The 20,212-nt window shown below is 56.8% G+C and carries 18 protein-coding genes and 1 pseudogene; 10 read left to right on the plus strand and 9 right to left on the minus strand.

From position 1 onward, the window contains the following. Nucleotides 1–150: 150 nt before the first annotated feature. Complete coding sequence (locus AC07O1_RS22855; RefSeq protein WP_495090218.1) at nucleotides 151–1,074, plus strand: LysR substrate-binding domain-containing protein; 924 nt, start codon at nucleotides 151–153, stop codon at nucleotides 1,072–1,074. A gap of 250 nt (nucleotides 1,075–1,324) precedes the next feature. Here the strand turns inward: AC07O1_RS22855 and AC07O1_RS22860 are convergent, their stop codons facing one another. Further along, nucleotides 1,325–1,618 carry a fructose-bisphosphate aldolase gene (locus AC07O1_RS22860; protein ID WP_495090219.1) on the minus strand — a complete coding sequence of 98 codons (294 nt, stop codon included), beginning with the start codon at nucleotides 1,616–1,618 and terminating at the stop codon, nucleotides 1,325–1,327. A gap of 634 nt (nucleotides 1,619–2,252) precedes the next feature. Between AC07O1_RS22860 and AC07O1_RS22865 the strand changes: the two genes are divergently transcribed. Continuing rightward, on the plus strand, nucleotides 2,253–2,675 hold the full coding sequence (locus AC07O1_RS22865; RefSeq protein WP_494993055.1) for an HD domain-containing protein: 423 nt from the start codon (nucleotides 2,253–2,255) through the stop codon (nucleotides 2,673–2,675). A 51-nt stretch (nucleotides 2,676–2,726) separates the two neighbouring features. Here the strand turns inward: AC07O1_RS22865 and AC07O1_RS22870 are convergent, their stop codons facing one another. Both AC07O1_RS22870 and AC07O1_RS22875 read right to left on the minus strand, forming a co-directional pair. Next, nucleotides 2,727–3,599 carry an undecaprenyl-diphosphate phosphatase gene (locus AC07O1_RS22870; protein WP_495012388.1) on the minus strand — a complete coding sequence of 291 codons (873 nt, stop codon included), beginning with the start codon at nucleotides 3,597–3,599 and terminating at the stop codon, nucleotides 2,727–2,729. 254 nt (nucleotides 3,600–3,853) lie between these two features. Then, nucleotides 3,854–4,213: a hypothetical protein gene (locus AC07O1_RS22875; RefSeq protein WP_494993053.1), complete on the minus strand. Its 360-nt coding sequence runs from the start codon at nucleotides 4,211–4,213 to the stop codon at nucleotides 3,854–3,856. A gap of 280 nt (nucleotides 4,214–4,493) precedes the next feature. Here AC07O1_RS22875 and AC07O1_RS22880 point away from each other — a divergent pair, with 280 nt between their 5' ends. Together AC07O1_RS22880 and AC07O1_RS22885 are read left to right on the plus strand one after the other, a co-directional pair. Then, complete coding sequence (locus AC07O1_RS22880; protein WP_495012389.1) at nucleotides 4,494–5,054, plus strand: DUF4174 domain-containing protein; 561 nt, start codon at nucleotides 4,494–4,496, stop codon at nucleotides 5,052–5,054. Between the two features lie 274 nt (nucleotides 5,055–5,328). Further along, a complete protein-coding gene (locus AC07O1_RS22885) occupies nucleotides 5,329–7,692 on the plus strand; it encodes a DNA polymerase II (protein ID WP_495090220.1) in 2,364 nt (787 codons plus the stop codon). 24 nt (nucleotides 7,693–7,716) lie between these two features. On the opposite strand, the gene AC07O1_RS22890 is transcribed toward AC07O1_RS22885, so the two are convergent. The 3 genes from AC07O1_RS22890 to AC07O1_RS22900 all read right to left on the minus strand — a co-directional run bounded on the left by AC07O1_RS22890 (nucleotide 7,717) and on the right by AC07O1_RS22900 (nucleotide 11,670). Next, nucleotides 7,717–8,448: a CPBP family intramembrane glutamic endopeptidase gene (locus tag AC07O1_RS22890; protein ID WP_495090221.1), complete on the minus strand. Its 732-nt coding sequence runs from the start codon at nucleotides 8,446–8,448 to the stop codon at nucleotides 7,717–7,719. A 446-nt stretch (nucleotides 8,449–8,894) separates the two neighbouring features. Further along, nucleotides 8,895–10,418, minus strand: coding sequence for a nucleobase:cation symporter-2 family protein (locus AC07O1_RS22895; protein ID WP_495090222.1), 1,524 nt, complete (start codon nucleotides 10,416–10,418; stop codon nucleotides 8,895–8,897). Nucleotides 10,419–10,680: 262 nt separating this feature from the next. Next, nucleotides 10,681–11,670, minus strand: coding sequence for a LysR family transcriptional regulator (locus tag AC07O1_RS22900; protein WP_495090223.1), 990 nt, complete (start codon nucleotides 11,668–11,670; stop codon nucleotides 10,681–10,683). A gap of 117 nt (nucleotides 11,671–11,787) precedes the next feature. Here AC07O1_RS22900 and AC07O1_RS22905 point away from each other — a divergent pair, with 117 nt between their 5' ends. The 6 genes and pseudogenes from AC07O1_RS22905 (at nucleotide 11,788) to AC07O1_RS22930 (ending at nucleotide 16,517) form a co-directional block, all read left to right on the plus strand. Further along, nucleotides 11,788–12,957, plus strand: a complete 1,170-nt coding sequence (locus tag AC07O1_RS22905) for a M20 aminoacylase family protein (protein ID WP_495090224.1) — start codon at nucleotides 11,788–11,790, stop codon at nucleotides 12,955–12,957. A gap of 88 nt (nucleotides 12,958–13,045) precedes the next feature. Beyond that, nucleotides 13,046–13,825 carry an ABC transporter substrate-binding protein gene (locus tag AC07O1_RS22910; protein ID WP_494993100.1) on the plus strand — a complete coding sequence of 260 codons (780 nt, stop codon included), beginning with the start codon at nucleotides 13,046–13,048 and terminating at the stop codon, nucleotides 13,823–13,825. A gap of 57 nt (nucleotides 13,826–13,882) precedes the next feature. After that, nucleotides 13,883–14,038, plus strand: a pseudogene (locus AC07O1_RS22915) (histidine/lysine/arginine/ornithine ABC transporter ATP-binding protein); the annotation flags it as partial. A gap of 305 nt (nucleotides 14,039–14,343) precedes the next feature. Further along, nucleotides 14,344–15,111 (plus strand): sterol desaturase family protein, encoded by a 768-nt coding sequence (locus AC07O1_RS22920; protein WP_495090225.1) that lies wholly within the window; start codon nucleotides 14,344–14,346, stop codon nucleotides 15,109–15,111. A gap of 341 nt (nucleotides 15,112–15,452) precedes the next feature. Next, the gene (locus AC07O1_RS22925; protein WP_495090226.1) at nucleotides 15,453–15,890 is read left to right on the plus strand and encodes a hypothetical protein; all 438 of its coding nucleotides are present in this window, start codon (nucleotides 15,453–15,455) and stop codon (nucleotides 15,888–15,890) included. A gap of 354 nt (nucleotides 15,891–16,244) precedes the next feature. Further along, a complete protein-coding gene (locus AC07O1_RS22930) occupies nucleotides 16,245–16,517 on the plus strand; it encodes a DUF2790 domain-containing protein (protein WP_495090227.1) in 273 nt (90 codons plus the stop codon). Between the two features lie 63 nt (nucleotides 16,518–16,580). Here AC07O1_RS22930 and AC07O1_RS22935 read toward each other — a convergent pair whose 3' ends face one another. The 3 genes from AC07O1_RS22935 to AC07O1_RS22945 form a co-directional block, all read right to left on the minus strand. Then, on the minus strand, nucleotides 16,581–17,519 hold the full coding sequence (locus tag AC07O1_RS22935; protein ID WP_495090228.1) for a LysR family transcriptional regulator: 939 nt from the start codon (nucleotides 17,517–17,519) through the stop codon (nucleotides 16,581–16,583). A 125-nt stretch (nucleotides 17,520–17,644) separates the two neighbouring features. Continuing rightward, the gene (locus AC07O1_RS22940; protein WP_495090229.1) at nucleotides 17,645–18,595 is read right to left on the minus strand and encodes an aldo/keto reductase; all 951 of its coding nucleotides are present in this window, start codon (nucleotides 18,593–18,595) and stop codon (nucleotides 17,645–17,647) included. A gap of 144 nt (nucleotides 18,596–18,739) precedes the next feature. After that, nucleotides 18,740–20,206 (minus strand): efflux transporter outer membrane subunit, encoded by a 1,467-nt coding sequence (locus tag AC07O1_RS22945; protein WP_495090230.1) that lies wholly within the window; start codon nucleotides 20,204–20,206, stop codon nucleotides 18,740–18,742. Nucleotides 20,207–20,212: the final 6 nt, after the last annotated feature.

Genomic DNA, 20,212 nt, shown 5'->3' on the forward strand with positions numbered 1-20,212 from the left:
GGCTACGGCACCGATTCTAAGGAGCTGTTTGCGCAGGATGATGAGTAATCACCATAGGGTGATGCGTTTTTGGAATAGTTCTTGAAATACCCTCAATGGCGCCAATGCACCGCAGTAAACTCTTCGTCAGAGGCTGAATGAGGAGCCAGCATGCAAACCAAATGGTTGGACGATCTTCTGGCGATTGCCGAATGGAAGAACTTTTCTCGAGCCGCAGAAGTACGCTGCGTCACTCAGTCCGCGCTGTCTCGCCGCATTCGCTCACTTGAGGAATGGGTGGGGGCCGAACTGGTCGATCGCGGCACTTATCCTGTTCAGCTGACTCAAGCGGGTCGTAGTTTTTGCGAAGAGGGTCGCGAGGCGCTGGCTGCGTTGCTTCAATTGCGATTGGCCCTTCGTGAGGGAGAAAGAATGCCTGGCCGCTCCATTCAGGTTACCGCCGGGCACAGTCTTTCCATGACATTTCTGCCTAAATGGCTTACCCAATTTCAAAAGCAGAATGAGCACTTCAATGCTCGCGTTGTGGCCGCGAATATCCACGATGCGGTCATAGCGCTGGAGGAAGGCAGCTGCGACTTGATGATCGTTTACCATCATCCCCTCGCTCCGATCCAGCTCGACCCCGAGAAGTTCGGCAGTTTGACCCTGGGGCATGATTCGTTTGTTCCACTTTGCGCACCTGACAAAAACGGCAAACCGATGCATCGGTTACCGGGGGCGGCAGGTAAGCCGGTACCGCACCTCGCTTATACGGCGACGACCTTCCTGGGGCGCGTGGCCGATATCGTCATCAAGAATGCGTCTACCACTTGCGTTCTTGATCGTTGCTATGAGGCGGATATGGCGATGCTGCTGATGAGGATGGCTATAGAGGGATATGGCGTTGCCTGGTTGCCTCTGAGCGCCGTGACTGATGAGCTGGCGCGAGGGCAATTGGTGATGGCAGGCGCTGATGAGTGGAGGACTCGACTGGAGATACGCTCGTATTGTTCTATCACCAATCAAAACCCCACGATGCGAGACCTTTGGAAGACGCTTGAAGCCGCATCGCGAGGCCTCACAACGCTTCAATAAGAGTGACGTACGACGTTGCTTCGTCTTTAAAATTGAGCCGCCCAATCATCTGATGAGAGTCACGCATGGGCCCATGCCAAATTCGCATCAGCCATTTTTTTAGCGTGATAGAAAAACGTGTACGTTGCGCTGACCGGTTGAGCCCGCCACGGATTTTTTTAAACGGAGATCTTTTGGGTGTCGAAAAAACGGAGGAGGAACAGGCAATAAAAAACCCGCGACAATGCGGGTTTTTTCGACTGAAATGCGGTCACTGACCCTTGGGCGTATCGAAACCACGCTGTTCAATCACCCCAAACACATCAGCCACATCCTGAACCATGACCCGCGCGATGTTGGTGACAGTGTTGATGTCGGTCTCGGCGTAGTCGGGCAGGTTGGTGCAGGCCATCAGGTTCAGGTATTTGAGGACGGCGTTGAGGCGTTCGCTGACGCAGGCGTGGAGATCGCGTAGCGGGGCGTCGCTGTCGATGTGCAGGATGGGGTGGTCGGTGGCGAAATGGGAGCAGGGGGTGAAGCGGCGGGGCGGGTGATTCATTGTCATAAGGATAGATTCTTTTTTATGGGAAAGAACTGCCACCTTTTTGCTGCGAAACAAAATGGGTGGCAACTGTGCGCGGGTTCGCAGACCAGGAAGAATCAAACCCGGCAGACCCGAAGGTCTCCCACGCACAGCCGCCATAAAGTGAAACGCAGGCGTAGTTCGCCTGGGTGTCTTATGACGGTGCAGGATGATTCTATTCTGTAGGGCTGCGAAACCCTGTCGCCGACCAATGTCAGCGACGGGGCGAACTATAAGCGGCGAATTTGGCGACTGCAACCGGGGTGTAGGACGGTTGCGTGGTCATTGTGGCGAGGGGGCAAGCCCTCATGCCGGTCAGTTAAGTGAATGCAGCCTTTGTAGGAGCGAGCTTGCTCGCGATGGACGTTAACGATAACGCGTGTTTTCTGAATAAACGCGTTGCCCTTGAGTCCATCGCGAGCAAGCTCGCTCCTACAGAGACCTCATTTCCTTAACTGACCGGCATGAGGGCTTGCTCCCTCGCCATAATGGGGGGATTCCTACGGGTTTTGCGGACGTCAACCTTCTATCGTTCAGTGGAAGTCCGTCGCGGGTTGGCTCAAGCTCGACATCAACGTGAGCAACCGCTACGGCCTGCAAGCCAAGGACAACCGAGATGACTCAAACACTGGAACGTGCCATCGCCATCGCTGCCGCCGCTCACGAAGGGCAGGTCGACAAGGGCGGTTCGCCGTACATACTGCACCCGCTGAAAGTGATGCTGAAGGTCAGCACCCTGGAAGAACGGATCGTGGCGGTTCTGCATGACGTGGTCGAGGACTCCGGCATCAGCCTCGATGATCTGCGTAAAGAAGGTTTCAGCGAAACGGTACTGGCGGCCATTGAGTCTGTCACCAGGGTGCCGGGAGAGTCCTACGAGCTGTTCGTCGAACGAGCGGCGCAGAACCCGATAGGCCGGGTGGTCAAACTGGCTGACCTTGAAGAGAACAGCGACTTGTCCCGAATTGCCCAGCCGTCCTGGGAAGACCTGGAGCGAATTGAAAAGTATCGGCGGGCGATTGGCCTGCTGCGCTCCTGATAAGCCAAAAGCCCGGCACTGGGCCGGGCTCTATTAGCGTTTGAACGTTGTTTAGCTCAAAAGCCCGGTACTGACCGCGACAATCAGGAAAATACCCAGTGCCGCCCGGTAGATAACGAAGGGCCAGGTGGAAAACCTTTCCAGGAACTTCATCAGGCCCCAGATGGCGCAAAATGCCGACACGCTGGCGATCACCAGCCCGAAAATCAGGTGCGACCATGCTTCGGCCGGGATGTGTGCATGAAACAGCACCCACAGCTCTTTCAGGCCGGCCAACGCGATAGCGGGCAGCCCAAGCAGGAACGAGAAGCGCGCGGCTTCTTCGCGTTTGAAGTTAAGAAAGAGTGCTGCGGTGAGGGTTGAACCGGAGCGGGAAACACCGGGTATCAGCGCGCCAACCTGGGCAATGCCGACGATCAACGCATCGCGCAGGCGCATCTCGCCCACTGTGCGGCGATGGCGGCAACTGAGTTCGGCCGCAGCCAGCAGAACGGCCATCACCACGCATGAGATACCAATCACCATCAGGCCTCTTAATGGTGAGTCGCACGCATTGAGTATCGAGGACAAGGCCAGGCCTGCGATGCCGATCGGGATGGTCGCAAGCACAATGGCAACGGCCAGCTTGAACGACTGGTTGTTGAAGTCACGTTGTCGCACGGCGCCGATGCTTCCAGTGACGACTTCCCGTACGTCACGCCAGAAATAGCTGACTACCGCGGCCAATGCGGCCAACTGCATGGCGGCGGAAAACGCCGAACCGGGATCGCGCCAGCCGAGAAGGGCCGGTACGATTCGCATGTGCGCAGTGGATGAAATGGGTAGTAACTCGGTGATGCCTTGAATGATGCCCAGGATGCCAATTTGCATGTAATCCAGAGAAGCAAAGCCAATATCAAGGCCGCTGGAACAGACGTTTGTCAAAATTCTTTCCTTAAAAAGACTTTCCACTACCCAGAAAACACGAGGCGAAGCTCGGAAAGTCTCGGCAGTGGATAAATGATCCTGGACTGAACCGCTCTATGAGGCGGTCGTGTAGGGTGACTGCGGGCTGAATGATGGCCCTATTTCCAATGATTTTCTACCTGCTGTCGAGATCATTATTGTTCGCCTGGAGCACCGGCGAAACCCATCTGTATACGGCGCCGATCACCTGGTGGTCAGGCTGCGCCTCGCGACTACGGCGGGTTCAGGATGCACGTCGGATCGATAACCTCGGTATCAACGTACACCCCCACGACCGGATTGTAGGAGCGGATGAATACGCGGGGTTTGGCGTCAACGACCGTGGGCCACCTGGAGTTGTGGAAGTCATGCCGATCGGTGATCAACACAAAACTCTGGGGTGAAGTCGATAGATAAGGCTGGGGGGGTGTCGAGTGAAACTCCTCCGGCTCGGGATTGGCGTAACGCTGGCCTTGCCCATAGTCGACAGCGAAATCGCCACCCAGCATCAGGTTGCCGGCACGGGATTGGACGCTAGCGGGGACTATCGTGCAGCAGACGAGGATCAGCAGCATCTTGTTGAGGTTTCGCATGGCAGCACCTGCGAATCGAATCCCCCGTGTGCCCCCAAGACTTTTAATTATAGCACTACCGAACTTCGGCTCGGTGAAGGCTACCCGGTACCCGGCATCCTTCGCCTCGAAGGGCATTTCACAGCGCCTCCAGGTAAAAGAACTTCAGTGATGACGAATGGTTGCGCGATGAGCACGCTGACCTAAGCTTCAGAGCAACACAACGGATGCGGCCCTGAGCTTGAACTCTCACGGATGAAACTTTCAATGAACGATGCATGGACATGAAAAGGTGGTACACATGCTCATTCGGTCACTGACCCTCGTCACCTTGCTTGCTGTGATCAACCCCTTGTTGGCCGCCGACAGCGATGCCCCTCTGGCTCAGGATCAGGGAAAACTACGCCCGCTGATCATCATCGCTCCCAGCGCCATGGATCCGACGCTGGTCAATCTGAAGAAGGCCCTGGAGGAGCCGGCCAACCATGCAGCGTTCGCCGAACGCAACATGGTGCTCTACACCGTGGTCAATACCATTGGCCAGCGCAACGGCAAAGACCTGGACGCGCAGACCACCATGGCGCTGATTCGCGAACTCAAACTGGGTGCCGGCGGCCAGGCCAAAGTCATCCTGGTGGGCAAGGACGGCGAGAAGAAACTTGAACACTCCGGCCCCATCGAAGCCAAGGAAATCTTCAGTACCATCGACCAGCTCCCCCAACAGGAAAAAGAGACTGTAGCGCCACCTCCACCAGAGCCCGAGGCCACGCCGGGCCCTGCGGGCAAAGCAGGCAAAAAAGGCAAAAAAGGCAAAGGAGGCGAAACCAGGCCGGAGATGCCACCCAAACCGCTGGAAGACTGACCGGGGATATTGGGCCGTTGGAGTCGTGCCGGTATTGCAAGCAATGGGCACGACTCGTTTTCAAATCCACACCGACGACACCTTTGGCATAGACCCGGGCACTGCACCGCACTCATTTTTTTGGCGACTGTCATCGCCCAATCCTTCGGCAAACAGTCAGTGCATTGCCGTATCAGGGTTTTCGGACGATGCCGAGCACGTTTTGGGTGCGCGCCATTCAAGGCGATGGCGCGTAGAATCGCGCAGTGAAAGGCAGGTTCTTGAGGTTGCAGTGGTGGATTTACAGCAGGGTTTTGTCCTGACCCGGCATTGGCGCGATACGCCCGCGGGTACGCAAGTCGAGTTTTGGCTGGCGACCGACGACGGTCCCCGGTATATCCGTCTGCCTTACCAGCCCTCGGTGGCCTTCATTCCTGCGCAGCAACGCGAGCAGGCCGAGTTGCTGCTGCGCGGCGAACGCGATGTCGAACTTCGTCCGTTGGGTTTGTGCGACTTCCAGAGTCGTCCCGTGCTCGGTCTGTATTGCCAGCAGCACCGTCAGTTGATGCACCTCGACAAGCTGCTGCGCACCGCCGGTGTCGACGTCTTCGAAGCCGATATTCGCCCGCCGGAACGCTACCTGATGGAACGCTTCATTACCGCGCCGGTATGGTTCGACGGCAGGCCGGATGGCAGCGGTATGCTGCTCGAGGCGCAGATGAAGCCCGCGCCGGACTATCGCCCGCCACTCAAGCTGGTCTCTCTGGATATCGAAACCACCGCCCAGGGCGAGTTGTACTCCATTGCGCTTGAAGGCTGTGGCGAGCGCCAGGTGTACATGCTTGGGCCCGCAAACGGTGATGGCAGCACGCTCGATTTTCAGCTCGAGTATTGTGATTCCCGGACGCTGCTGCTCAAAAAGCTTAACGAGTGGTTCGCCCTCCATGACCCCGACGCCATCATTGGCTGGAATCTCGTGCAGTTCGACCTGCGGGTGTTGCACGAGCATGCTCGACGCCTGGCCGTACCGTTGCGCCTCGGGCGCGGTGGCGAGGAGATGCAGTGGCGCGAGCACGGCACGAGCAAGAATCACTTTTTCGCGGCCGCTGCCGGACGTCTGATCATCGACGGCATCGAGGCGCTGCGCTCGGCAACCTGGAGTTTCCCCTCATTCAGTCTCGAAAACGTCGCGCAGACATTGCTCGGCGAAGGCAAGTCCATCGATAACCCGTACCAGCGCATGGACGAAATCGACCGCATGTTCGCCGAGGACAAGCCCGCGCTGGCGCGTTACAACCTCAAGGACTGCGAGCTGGTGACGCGGATCTTCGCGAAGACCGAGCTGCTGACGTTCCTGCTCGAACGCGCCACGGTGACAGGTCAGCCCGCCGACCGCAGCGGTGGCTCGGTCGCGGCCTTTTCGCACCTCTACATACCGCAGATGCATCGCCAGGGTTTTGTCGCGCCGAACCTTGGGGAACGGCCGCCAGAGGCAAGCCCGGGGGGCTTCGTGATGGACTCGCGGCCCGGGCTTTACGAGTCCGTGCTGGTGCTCGACTACAAGAGCCTGTACCCCTCGATCATCCGCACGTTCCTGATCGATCCGGTGGGTTTGGTGGAGGGCATGCGACATCCCGAGGACAGTGAATCGGTACCGGGTTTTCGCGGTGCGCGCTTCTCGCGGACCCGGCATTGTCTGCCCGCCATCGTCGAACGTGTCTCGCAAGGTCGCGAAGTGGCCAAGCGTGAGCACAACGGGCCGCTCTCGCAGGCGCTGAAGATCATCATGAACGCGTTCTATGGCGTGCTGGGTTCCAGCGGCTGCCGCTTCTTCGATCCACGCCTGGCGTCCTCGATCACCCTGCGCGGCCACGAGATCATGCGCAAGACCCGCGAGCTGATCGAAGCAGAAGGTTATGCGGTGATTTACGGTGACACCGACTCCACTTTCGTCTGGCTCGGGCGCACGCATTCAGAGGACGATGCGACGCGTATCGGGCGGGCGCTGGTGCAGCACGTCAACCAGTGGTGGCGCGACTATCTGCTCAAAGCGTTCGGCCTGGAAAGCGCGCTTGAGTTGCAGTTCGAGACGCATTTCAGCCGTTTTTTGATGCCGACTATTCGCGGTGCCGAGGAGGGCAGCAAGAAGCGCTACGCCGGGCTGGTCACGCGCGCCGACGGTAGTCGCGAGATGGTCTACAAGGGGCTGGAAACGGTACGCAGCGACTGGTCGCCACTGGCCCAACAGTTCCAGCAGGAACTCTACCTGCGCATCTTCAATCGGCAACCGCATCAGGATTACGTGCGCGACTATGTGCGCCGCACATTGGCCGGTGAGCTCGACAATCTACTGATCTACCGCAAACGCCTGCGCCGGACACTGGATGACTACCAACGCAACGTGCCGCCGCATGTGCGCGCGGCGCGTATCGCCGATGAATACAACGATAGCCAGGGCCGGCCGCGTCAGTACCAGAACGGTGGCTGGATCAGCTATGTCATCACCACCGCAGGTCCCGAGCCTCTGGAAACCCGGCATGCGCCAATCGACTACGACCACTACGTCACGCGCCAGCTACAACCGGTTGCGGACGCCATCCTGCCGTTCGTGCACGACGACTTCAGCACATTGATCGGCGGCCAGCTCGGCTTGTTCTGAGCCGGGCACATGTTGTGTGTACGTTTACATGGGCACGGCGATGAGCACTATCGCGGTCCCGTGTGCGGCCGTGGCAGCGATCACGCCGTAGCGCATGCGGACCAAGGCGCAAGCCAGTCCTTCGATCAGTGTGAACGCCAGGATTGGCCATCCGATCCGGGTGACGGTCAACGCCAGGAACGAATGGCAGGCGGCAAAGGCGACAGCACTGATCAGGGCGGCGCGAAGCGCGGTTGTGTGGTGTTCAAGATGACCTTGCAGGAACCCGCGAAACAGCAACTCTTCCAGCGCATTTCCTCCATAGGCAAGTACCACCATTGCTGCCAGCCAGGACCAGTAGCTGACCGTTTCACCAACATTGATACCCTGATAGAGCCGCAGAGGAATGCCGATTGCACATCCGGCAGCGACACCTAGCGCTAGCCCGACGGCCGGATTGCCCTTTGTCCAGACGACGAGTTTCCACAGCTGCGGGGCGATCCATGCCAGCGCGGCGATGATCGCCACTGACAGGATGCCTAACGAGGCCACGACAAACGGATTCGAAGTAAAGCCGATCTGCACGTCGTCGCTCAGGGACCATAAACCCAGCGGGGTCATCACATCGCGCATCAGCACAAACGTGAGCAGCAGGATCATGATGCGCAAGCCAGGCTGCGTTTTGGGCGTCAGCCAGAACCAAAGGGAACAGAGGCTCAGGCCAGGCAGCAGATAAACACCGTAGTCGATGAGATGGGAAAGTCCTTCTGTGAGCATTGGCTACCTGCCGGTGTTCTGGTTTTCATAAAAAGATCCGGGAGGCGTCAGCACACTGCCTTTGTGTCATTCCCATATCCTGCGCGTGCCGATTCGAACGCTCGTCGACGGCCGCGGCGATAATAAGCGGATTCTGGTTGAGTGTGTAATGACTCAGAATATCGGCGGGAAGAACCCGGCCTTTGAAACGACGGCAAGAACCGATTGCGCCGTCTCGACCGAGGAGTAATCCCGGTTAGTCAAGCGAACGCCGCCCTCTGTAGGAGCGCAGCTTGCTCGCGATGGACGTTAACGATAACGCGTGCTTTCTGAATAAACGCGTCGCCCTTGAGTCCATCGCGAGCAAGCTGCGCTCCTACAGAGGGCAGCGTTGGGCTTGCCCCCGTTACTCGCCACAGGTCCTGCGCCTGACGCTCAGTCTGGCGTGGACGCTACTGACACGAGTGTTATGCGGTCGGACTCGTCGCTTTCGCATCGCTCGAGTGATGAGAGGGGTGTGCCTCTATCGCGTCGCTCACCAGCGCAATCTCCTTGCCTTCGGCGTCGAAGAGTTTGCCGCCGCTGAAATAATCACCTTCACGCAGCGCCGCGATATCCTGAAAGTGCAGGCTACGCTCGGTGCCGGCGACGAACACCGACTGTTGATCCGAGTTGCCTGTGGTGAAGTGATTGAATGTCAGGTTCAGGACAATCGCCATGATTGCCGAAGAACTGATGCCGGAGTGGAAGATCGTGGCGAACCAGCCTGGGAAGTGGTCGTAGAAGTTCGGTGCCGCGATGGGAATCATGCCAAAACCAATCGAGGTAGCGACAATGATCAGGTTCATGTTGTTGCGGTAATCGACCTTCGACAGCGTGCGGATGCCGCTGGCAGCGACGGTGCCAAACAGCACGATACCGGCGCCACCCAGCACGGACGTCGGTACGGCGGCAATCACCCGACCCATCACCGGCAGCAGCCCGAGAATCACCAGAAACAGCCCGCCGGTGGCCACCACATAGCGGCTCTTGACCCCCGTGACGGCGACCAGGCCAACGTTCTGCGCGAAAGCACTCTGGGTGAAGGAGCCGAAGATCGGCGCGATCATGCTCGACAGCATGTCGGCGCGCAGGCCGTTGCCCAGACGCCTGGAGTCGACCTTGGTATTGATGATTTCACCGACCGCAAGGATGTCTGCGGAAGTTTCGACCAGCGTTACCATAATCACGATGCACATCGAAATGATTGCGGCCACGTGAAAGGTCGGTACACCGAAATGCAGGGGAGTAGGGAAGCCCAGCATCGGCCCTTCGCTGACCATCGAGAAGTCAGCCATGCCCAGGAAAACGGCGATGACAGTGCCGATGACCATTGCCAGCAGAATCGACAATCGCGAAATCGTCGCACTGCCAATCTTGCTCAACAGTAGCACCAGCACCAGGGTTATCGCGGCCAGACCGATGTTCGACATGCTGCCGAAGTTCTCTGCATGGCTGTTGCCACCCATCGCCCAGCGTGCCGCAACGGGCATCAGTGTCAGGCCGATCGTGGTAATCACAATCCCCGTCACCAGGGGCGGAAAGAACCGGGTGATCCTGGAGAAAACCGGCGTGATCAACAACCCGATCAACGACGCTGCGATGACCGCCCCCAATATCGACTGAAAACCCCCGCTGCCGTCGCTGCTGACAATCGCCACCATGGTGGCGACACCGGAGAAGGACACCCCCTGCACCAACGGCAACTGACAACCGAAAAATGGCAAGCCGAGGGTTTGCAGCAATGTCGCCAGACCACCCGCGAACAGTGACGCGGCGATCAACAGACCAATGTCGGCAGGAGACAGCCCGGCCGCTTGCCCGACGATCAGCGGTACCGCGACGATGCCACCATACATGGTCAGCACATGCTGAAGGCCATAAGCCATATTCGCGCCGATCCCGAGATTTTCATCCTCAGGCCGTTGTTGTGAAACAAGAGGCGTTTTCATGGTGAAGGGTTCTCTGTTTTTATTGTTGGCGACACTGTATTCAATAAAACAAAGAGTTGTCCATGAAATTGTATACAAGTTTTTACTTGAAACTCGTCAAAGGTTGCTTCGGCCATGAGCCGACGGTCTGCACCCCGACATGACGCCAGGCGTCGTCAGCGCCATGCCCAAGGTGTGGATCTTCCCGTTACTTGCGCGCCTCGAGGATCAGGTTGAACGGCGTTTGTGCAGCGCGGCGCAAATGTGTGAACCCAGAGTCGTCTCAAACCAGCAGACGCAATGTTTCAAAGAGTTGTCGATCTTCTTTTTTGGCTGAGCGGGCGTGACGCCGAATGACCTCCAGCAGGCAATCGGTAAAACAGTTCGCCGCATTGCTGAGCGCGCCATTGCGGCGTGTGACGATGCTCAGTTGCCTGGGTTCGAACTGCTCGATCAGGGACAAGGGAACCACTCGACCCAGAAAAGGCGGGGCGATACTCAAAATGGATGGCCCCCAGGTGCACATGTCGGCGCGCTCGACCATCATCTGCAATATCGCCAGTGAATGGGCTTGAACGATTCGTTCCTCGCTGATCTGCGCGCCATGCTTCCAGAACAGCTCGCGCATGAGCGCATCGTGTCCATCCGGCGCGTAGTTCAGTGTCCAGTTCTGGTCGAGCAGATCAAGAATGGTTCGAGCCCCCTGTCGTGCATGGCCCTGGCGGACCAGAACCGAGGTCTGGTAGTCGAGCAATGTTTCGCAGGCAAACTCTTGGGTCGCTTGCGAAGGATGAAGCTGGCCAATCGCAAAATCCATGCTGCCATCGCGCAGAAGAGGCTGGGCGACCGCCATCAGGCTCTCGAACAGTTCCAGTTTGACTTCCGGCATTCGCTCTCGAAATGCCAGGACCACTTCGGGCAGGAAGGTCAACGCGATCCATGGCGTTATCCCGACGCAGAGTCGCCCCTTGGCTTTTCCACGCAAGTGATCGAGTTCTGTTTGGGCATGTTCCAGTTGCTTGAGCACCAGTCTGGCGTGAGTCAGCAACACCTTGCCATATTCAGTGAAGTTCAGGCCGCTGGGGGTTCTCACGAACAGCGGCAGCTGTTGAGACGTCTCCAGTTCGCGCAGCGCTTTGGTCACGGCAGCCTGAGAAATGTCGAGCGAACGGGCGGCGGCCCGGATGCTGCCCGTCTCGGCGCAGGCAATCAGCGCTTTTAATTGATGCAGTTTCATCAGCTTACCTTGATGACAACAATTGGTTGTCATCATAACCAAATTGAGCCTCCCCGGCACCGCGTCGGGTCCCTAAGATCAGCCCCAAGCAGCGCCTCGAAGATTCGCCTCATGGATCCGGGTGCCTGATGGATCTTATTGAGGAGTAGCGCCATGAATGTCGGCCACGTACTACCAGCCATTGCCGAGATGCAGGATGAGATGATCGCGCTGCGTCACAGTATCCATGCTCACCCCGAGCTTGGGTTTGAGGAATTCATCACCAGTGAACTCGTTGCGCAGCGGCTGACCGAGTGGGGGTTTGAGGTCAGTAAAGGGGTGGGCAAGACCGGCGTGGTCGCTACCCTGAAAAATGGCGAGGGGCGCTCGCTTGGATTGCGCGCAGATATGGATGCGCTGCCGATACAGGAAGCCACCGGCTTGCCCTATGCCAGTCATATTGACGGCGTCATGCATGCCTGCGGCCACGATGGCCATACGGCAACCTTGCTTGCGGCGGGCAAATACCTTGCTCAATCGCGCGCGTTCAAAGGCACTCTTCATCTTGTTTTTCAACCCGCTGAAGAAGGCCTGGGCGGCGCCAGGAAAATGCTTGAGGATGGCCTGCTCGAACGATTCCCCTGCGACGCCATTTTCGCGATGCACAATATCCCGGGTTATCCGGCAGGGCATTTTGGATTCTACAGCGGACCGTTCATGGCCTCGGCCGACACCGTGACGATCAAGATCATCGGCACCGGTGGCCATGGTGCGGTGCCACATAAAGCGATCGATCCAGTCGTCGTCTGCTCGTCGATCGTGATTGCGCTGCAAAGTATTGTGTCGCGCAACGTCAACCCTCAAGAAACGGCAATCATCACGGTGGGTTCCATACACGCCGGGACCGTCTCGAATGTCATTCCCGCTTCTGCCGAAATGATCTTGAGCGTGCGCGCGTTGACCCCCGAAATTCGCCAACTGCTCGAACTCAGAATTACCGAGCTGGTAAAGGGGCAGGCGGCGAGTTTCGGTGCCCATGCCCATATCGACTATCAGCACTGCCATCCGGTGTTGATCAATCATCCCGAGGAAACCGCGTTAGCCCGTGAGGTCGCCCGCGAGTGGTTGGGAGAAGAGCAACTGATCAACGACCTGCGGCCGTTCACTGCAAGTGAGGACTTTGCCTTTATCCTGGAAAAGTGCCCCGGGAGCTACCTGGTGATCGGCAATGGCCAAGGGGAGGGCGGTTGTCTGCTGCACAACCCCGGTTACGACTTCAATGATGCCTGCCTGCCGATTGGTGCGAGTTATTGGGTCAAATTGGCTGAACGTTTTCTGAGTTGAAGCAACACCTTTCGAGCGTCAGCGTCTGTACAAAAGTCGTCAGCAACCGGGCTCTGCGGGCCTATAGAGGAAAACAATAATGAATAAAATGATTGCGGCTGTTTCACTGGTGTTCTTGACGGTCTCCAGCATGGCCGGGGCGGCCGATTGGACTGGTAAGGAATTGAGGCTGGGCGTCGATCCGACGTATCCACCGCTGGAGTACAAAACACCGGATGGCAAGTTGACCGGCTTCGGTATCGATATCGCCGAAGCGCTCTGCGAAGAGCTGCACGCCCACTGCGTCTGGGTGGAAAGCAGCTGGGACGGGATGATTCCAGCGCTGCTGGCCCGCAAGTTCGACGCCGTTGCATCGTCGATGACCATCACCCCAAAACGCATGGAGCAGATTGCGTTTACCGACAAGGTTTCCAACGCGCCGGCACGATTGGTCGTCAAACGGGGATCGGATCTGTTGCCAACGGTCGAATCGCTGAAAGGAAAACGTATCGGTGTGGAGCAGGGCTCTACCCAGGAAGCGTATGCGAAAGCCGTCTGGGGCTCCACAGGGGTCGATATTCTCTCTTATCAGAATCAGGATCAGGTGTACGCCGACCTGGTGGTGGGGCGGCTCGACGCCTCTTTGCAAGGCTCTATTCAAGCCAGCTACGGGTTTCTGAATAAACCGGTGGGTAAGGACTACGAATTTGCGGGCGCCACGCTCAGTGACCCGAAATTCTTTGGCGTCGGTGACGGCATCGGCGTGCGCAAGAGTGATGTGGCGCTGCGCGAAGACTTGAACAAAGCCCTCGCGACCATTCTCGCCAACGGCACTTACGCCCGCATCAACAAGAAGTACTTCGACTTTGACATCTACGGCGCTCAATAAAACGCACCTTGTCTTTTAAGCAAAGCAGTGGCTTGGACAGCACTGCTTCAGCATCACCTTTGCGGTGGTCAGCAACAGCGCGTCGCCATTGCTCGAGCGTTGGCCATGGAGCCGCAAGTGATGCTGTTTGCTGAGCAAGGGCCGCCCGGCAGCGTGCTCGACCATCCCAAAAGTGAGCGCCTGAAGCAGTTTTTGGCTGGCAGCCTCAAGTAACAATAAACACGAAGGCGTGGGCAGATTTCAGCTAGCAACGCAGACTTCAAAGAAGCCCGTCAGCCAGCCACCCTCAAAAAGGCCGCCTGAGTCGCAAAACCGTGTCCAGACTATCTGAGGCGGTACAAAACTTGACGATCGATTGCTGTACCTGCGCCATGTTTGTGGTCTGCTATCATAAAAAAGTCGCCGAAGCGGATGGTTGATGTGTTGACCAAGAACAAGACGCGGTCTGGTCGATAGTGCAAAAAAGCACCATACGCCGCAATGTTCGTAAGACACTACTTTGGGAAGATCGGGTCGCAATGGACATTAAAGCCGCCTTGCTCGGTACCATCTCGCTGTTGACCATCGTCGTGATCGCCCTTCTCATCGAGCGCGTCAATCCAGCCCAGGTGCAACCATTAAAGTCGGCTGGCTTTAATCTGGTCTACACGCTGTTGAACACCTTGGTGCAGGCCGCAATTATTCCGCTCGTCTCCGTTGCCACCGTTGTCGCCGTCAATGCTGCAGGCGGTGGCTGGATCGATCTGCCGAACACTGGATGGGGGCTACTGTTCGGTTTTCTGCTTTATGCTTTCACGCTCGATTTCATGGAGTACCTGTTCCATCGTGCGCAGCATCGCTTTGCGGTGATGTGGGCCATGCATTCGTTCCACCACAGCGATACGGCGCTAAACGCAACGACAACCAACCGGCATCATTGGGCTGAACACGGAATCAAGTTGCTGACGATCTACATGCTGGCCGGGGTGATCTTCAAAGCAAATTCCGCCATCGTCGGCCTATACGCGGCCATCAGTTTCTACAACGTGTTCTCCCACATGAATATCCGAATTGGCTTCGGCCGCATGTCGTTCGTTCTGAACTCGCCGCAATATCATCGCATTCACCACTCGGCGCTGCCTGAGCACCACGACTGCAATTTCGCAGGGCTGTTTCCGATCTTCGACGTGCTGTTCGGCACCTACCGCCAGCCGCGCGCGGGGGAGTTCCCACCCACCGGCCTCGACGACAGGAAACAACCGTCCGGCCTGATCGATGCGATCATCTGGCCCGCCCGGTCGAAGTAGCACGGATCAGGTGCGGGCGAACACGAAGGCGCGTGGACGGTTCGCGATCCAGCTGATGCATGTTGACCTCGCAAAGAAAAATCCGCCGAAGCGGGTAATGCCAGTCAGTTAAGGAATTTCAGGTTCAGCACTGTCCCCTGTAGCAGCTGCCGAAGGCTGCGTCCGGCGGCGAAGCCGTCGCAAATCCTGCTTCCACGATTTGTCTGGAGTACCGCAGTAACTGTTTTACGACTGCTACGCAGCCGGACGCAGGCTTCGCCAGCTGCTACGGTTCGCGTAATGTCTTAACTGACTGGCAGTAGCCGAAGCGGGTTCATTAATTTATGGATTTGTAAAATCTCATGCGTATCCAAGCGCTCTCAAAAAGCTCACCTCGTTCGAGCTGGCTACCGGCCGGCACGCTTCTGCTTGTCGGTGCGGTGATTGCGTCAATAGCGGGTTTCGATATTGTCTTCAACGCCATCACCGGCGACATGCCGTGGATTCGCGTCGCGCTGTTTCTTGCGCTCACAACCCTGGGGATTTTTTTTGCGCAGCGCACCGGCCTTCGACTGGCTTCCCATGATCTTGATCATCCTATTGCTGTCGCTTTTGGTATCGGGCTGCTCGTCGCAATATATATCGCAACCATGGACGTCGTAGTATTCAGGCACCTGCTACCGCTGCGCTACGTTGCTTATTTTTCCGAGCATTCCCTATCCGAGCGCATGATTTACTTCATGCTGCGCGCGTTCAACGAAAACATTCTTTACCGACTATTTTTCATGTCTGCTGTGTGAAGCGCTTGCCGATGCGCTCGTTGAACAGGCAGGCCGAGCACGCGCCAGTATTGGGCTGCCCAAAACATCCATTTCAACGCTTTGTAACGCGTGCTGCCCTTTGCTCCGGCCTGGCGGGTGTCCCCTTGGCTGACTCGTCAGCCTTTCCAGGCCCTCCATTCATGCGGAATCTGTCAACAGTGTTTGTCCAGTGGGCCGCTATGTGGGGAAGGGATAAACACTTAGCATCGTCTCTACCCAGTGAGCAAATGGAGTAAGTATTAACCCGCTCGCGAGGTGAAAACCAGGAAGTTCAATGTGAGCTTTACGATCATCTCGGTCGCAAAGAAACCCTGAGACGATACGGTGAATATAATGAAATTTTCAAAAGTTGCGATTTTTCTTGCTCTTGGCTTTGTAGGGGCACACGCACTTGCAGACGAGAGCCATTCAACTACCGCGGCCAGCGAGGCACCTGTTGAAATTTATACTTACGCAACAAAACTTGACATAAAAAAAGTCATTACACTTACAGATATTCCGGACCAGTGCGGGGCGGTCCCGGCGCAAATGACGTATGAAGACTCTCACGGTCAACAACATGTCCTTCAGTATCTAGTAATGGGAACTGGCTGTTCAAACGGTTGAATACTGTGCGGACGATGGAGGGTCGACACTCCATGCCTGCAGCACTAGCGAATTCAAAAGCTGTCATCGTTTTTTTGATGAGCCTACGATTTTTTCATCGGCTGCCAACAAGCCCGGAATGTAATCCTTAAGAAACTCTACCCATGTCCTTATTTTTGCATCCACGAACTTTCGTGATGGGTATATTGCAAATAAATTAAACTCTTCAAAATGATAGTCTGGCAGTACGCGCACTAACGTGCCCGCCCTGAGGCCGGCGACTGCAGAAGCAATAGGCTGAACACCGATACCCATCCCATTTGTTATAGCGACGGTCATGCCATTGGCGGTGTTGATGTGCAAGGGAGACAATGGGATGTTGACTGTCTTTACGCCTTCGGGCCCCTCAAATGCCCAGTGTTCAACCGGCATTATCGTATTAACAATTCTCAAACAATCATGTGAGCAAAGGGAGCCCGGAGAATCGGGGATCCCGCGTTTCTTCAGGTATGCTGGCGAGGCGCAGAGAATACTGTAAGTGATGCCGAGCCGCTGAGCTACAAACCCTGAATCGGGTAGATCCCGCGCCAAAACAATCGATATGTCATATCCTTCCTCCAGCAAGTCAGGTAGCCGATTAGTCAGTGTCAAATCAAACATTACCGAGGGATGAGTCTCTCTATACTTGGCAATGGCGTCGATTACATAATGATTACCAATGGCTCCCATAGCGTGAATCTTGAGCCTGCCAACCGGCATGACGTGAGCGGTACCCGCTTCCTCATCGGCTTCACGTACCTCGTCAAGAATTTTCTCGCATCGTTGCAAATAGCGCGCACCTGCTTCGGTCAACGCCAGGCGTCGGGTCGTGCGGTTGATCAGGCGTGTTTGAAGCCTGGCCTCCAGACTGGAGACAGCTTTGGAAACGTTGGTTGTGGTGGTGTCCAATACCTCAGCCGCCGCCGTAAAGCTGCCGCTCTGAGCGACAGCAACGAAACAACGCATGGTTTGGAAAATGTCCATCGTTTCCACCTCAGGTGGGTCAGTAAAAAAATATCAGCATGCTCTCTGAGCATGTCTCGCATGAAGACTTGTTCGCATGGATAAAAAGGGGCGGCCCTGCAGCAGACCGCCCCCCTTGTCGAGCGTTACTTTTTCCGTGGAATAAATCCAGGCACACCGGTTTCCACTACCGAGTTAAACCGTACCCTGGTCGTAATATCTTCCTGAATTTCACGCATGGCTCTATGAGGCAGGGTAGAAATATCAAAGTTTTCCTTGATATGGCTCGGGTTTGCCGAAGTGGTCAGGAAAGCGACTCCGCGCTGTACAGACCAGGCCAATGCAACTTGAGCCGGGGTCTTCTGCAAACGCCGAGCGATCCCTGTAATCACGGAGTCTTCCAGTACGTTCGGTTCCATTCCATGTCCGAGTGGCGCAAAGGCAAGGACGATAATTCCATGCTGCTGACAAAATTCAAGGAGCTCCCACTCAGGCAGATAAGGGTGGGATTCGACCTGCACGACGGCGGGTTTTATCCGGGCCACTGCGACAATCTCTTGTAAAGCCTCCAACGTGATATCAGACAAGCCGATGGACTTGCACCGGCCTTCATCCATGAGGCGCTCAAGTGCTCTCCAGGTCTCTATCAACGTCACGCCTGAGTCGTAGATGACTTGACCCTGTTCGTCTCTTGGGTCCTGGTTCTCACCGGGTTGAAAGGCAAAGGGCGTATGGATGAGATAGCAATCGATATAATCAACTTGAAGTCGTCGGCAGCTTGCTTCAAAAGCAGGTAAAACCCGCTCGGGGCGATGGTTGGTGTTCCACAGTTTCGTGGTAATAAACACGTCCTCTCGGCGGACCTTACCCGCCCCCAGAACTTCCTGTATAGCAACGCCGACCATCTCCTCGTTTCGATAGCGTTCTGCACAATCGAAATGACGAAATCCTGTTTCCAGCGCGTGCTTGACTGCTTGTGTTGTTACGGTCAGATCCCGGAATAGCGTGCCAAATCCAACGGCCGGCATCTCACCCGATCCGTGTCTAAGAGGAAATCTTGTATCGCGAAGTGCATCGTGAAACGCTTCGTACGACATGTCTTTACTCCGATGTCTGGGGCCACAGCCGCAATGGCGGTAGTGGCCTCTCGTAAAACGCAGGTGGACAGATAAAAAACCAGTGAACGGCGCTAGACAAGTTTTGAAAAAACGCCGCCGCTATTGATAGGAAGTTTTGCGCTCTCAGCGACTGGCAACTCGTTGCTCAAAAACACCGACGCTATTACCGCCGAGCGCCACAAACAGCCGCACCGTGTCGAGATACTGCGCGGTCTTCACTTTGATTTGACCCAGTAACGCCTGCTCATAGGCACGTTCGGCCTCCAGCACCTGGAGAATGCTGTTCTCGCCTTGCGCGTAGGCTTGTTGATTCAACCGAAAACTCGTTTCGGCCGCTCGTAACGCGTCCGCCTGCGCCTGGTTTTCCTCGGCGTCATGGTTTATTGCCTGCAGTGTGTCTGCGACCTGACCGAACGAAGTAATGACGGTCTGCTGGTAGCCGGCGAGAGTCGCCTTGTAGCCGTCGACTGCAGCCTGACGTTCAGCTTTGAGCGTTCCACCATCTAAGATCGGACCCGCCAGCCCCGCAGCCAGGCCCCAGAGTGCGGCGCCGCCATTGCCTGAAGCGGCCTGTGCCAGCGACGCGGACAGCGTTACATGGGGATACAGGTTCGCTGTCGCGACGCCAACTGCGGCATTGGCCATGTGCAGTTCAGCCTCTGCTTGCAGTACATCGGGCCGATCGTGGGCCATTTCCGAGGGCAAGCTGACTGGCACGTTTGACGGCAAGGCAAACTCGGCAAGATTGAAGTCAGGCGCGATCCAGTCCCCAGGGCCTTTTCCCGTCAGAATCGACAGAGCGTGTCGGGCCGAATCACGTTGCTGGGCGAGGGGCGGCAACAGCGTGCGGTCCTGAGCGAGCCGTGTCTCGGCCAGCGAAACGTCGATCTGCGTGGTGGTGCCATTGATGTGCGCCATACGCACGAGTTCGAGGTTCTTTGCGTCATTGGCGAGCAGCTTCTCGACGGCTTCCATCTGCGCGTTTGCAGAGGCAACCAACAACGCCTGGCTCGCGACATCGCCAGTCAGGGTCAGGTACGCCGCTTCGTATCGGTGCTTCTGCAGATCGGTAAACGCTTCCTGCTGCTCGACCCGCCGCTTGTTACCGCCGAATGCGTCAAGGTCGAAGCCGACCCGCGGCCCAATCGAATAGAAATTGGAGACCGATGGCTCGGGCGCGTTGTGTACCCGTTGGCGGCCAGCCTGAGCGCCAAAATCGACCTGCGGATAAAGTGCACCTTCCGCCGCGGCGACGGAGGAGGCCGCTTGCCGGATCGTCGCGTCTGCAGCTACGAGCTCAAGATTGCCGTCAATTGCCCGACGTACAACCTGGTCGAGCTTCGGCGAATGAAAGGCAGACCACCATTCACCGCTGACCTTCTTGCCAAGCTCAATGTGCTGTTCACCGGGCTTGTTGCCGCTCTGGCCAAGACGCTGCTCGGCCTGTTGATCATAGTGCTGCGACAGGCTCTGCGCAGGCGTTTTATAGTCAGGGCCGACGGTACAGGCGGACAGCAACATAAGAGCTAACACCGCACCGACCTTCGTTTGGAACAGATGTCTGTTGATTACCAGCGCATTAGATTTCATTTGGTC

The organism is Pseudomonas sp. GW821-FHT07G10, from assembly GCF_059418545.1.

Coding starts and splice junctions, on each gene's coding strand:
- AC07O1_RS22920 (WP_495090225.1), top strand. CDS start 14,344: ATGGACATTAAAGCCGCCTTGCTCGGTACCATCTCGCTGTTGACCATC.
- AC07O1_RS22895 (WP_495090222.1), bottom strand. CDS start 10,418: ATGAAAACGCCTCTTGTTTCACAACAACGGCCTGAGGATGAAAATCTC.
- AC07O1_RS22940 (WP_495090229.1), bottom strand. CDS start 18,595: ATGTCGTACGAAGCGTTTCACGATGCACTTCGCGATACAAGATTTCCT.
- AC07O1_RS22910 (WP_494993100.1), top strand. CDS start 13,046: ATGATTGCGGCTGTTTCACTGGTGTTCTTGACGGTCTCCAGCATGGCC.
- AC07O1_RS22905 (WP_495090224.1), top strand. CDS start 11,788: ATGAATGTCGGCCACGTACTACCAGCCATTGCCGAGATGCAGGATGAG.
- AC07O1_RS22900 (WP_495090223.1), bottom strand. CDS start 11,670: ATGATGACAACCAATTGTTGTCATCAAGGTAAGCTGATGAAACTGCAT.
- AC07O1_RS22935 (WP_495090228.1), bottom strand. CDS start 17,519: ATGGACATTTTCCAAACCATGCGTTGTTTCGTTGCTGTCGCTCAGAGC.
- AC07O1_RS22875 (WP_494993053.1), bottom strand. CDS start 4,213: ATGCGAAACCTCAACAAGATGCTGCTGATCCTCGTCTGCTGCACGATA.
- AC07O1_RS22945 (WP_495090230.1), bottom strand. CDS start 20,206: ATGAAATCTAATGCGCTGGTAATCAACAGACATCTGTTCCAAACGAAG.
- AC07O1_RS22860 (WP_495090219.1), bottom strand. CDS start 1,618: ATGACAATGAATCACCCGCCCCGCCGCTTCACCCCCTGCTCCCATTTC.
- AC07O1_RS22855 (WP_495090218.1), top strand. CDS start 151: ATGCAAACCAAATGGTTGGACGATCTTCTGGCGATTGCCGAATGGAAG.
- AC07O1_RS22925 (WP_495090226.1), top strand. CDS start 15,453: ATGCGTATCCAAGCGCTCTCAAAAAGCTCACCTCGTTCGAGCTGGCTA.
- AC07O1_RS22890 (WP_495090221.1), bottom strand. CDS start 8,448: ATGCTCACAGAAGGACTTTCCCATCTCATCGACTACGGTGTTTATCTG.
- AC07O1_RS22930 (WP_495090227.1), top strand. CDS start 16,245: ATGAAATTTTCAAAAGTTGCGATTTTTCTTGCTCTTGGCTTTGTAGGG.
- AC07O1_RS22880 (WP_495012389.1), top strand. CDS start 4,494: ATGCTCATTCGGTCACTGACCCTCGTCACCTTGCTTGCTGTGATCAAC.
- AC07O1_RS22865 (WP_494993055.1), top strand. CDS start 2,253: ATGACTCAAACACTGGAACGTGCCATCGCCATCGCTGCCGCCGCTCAC.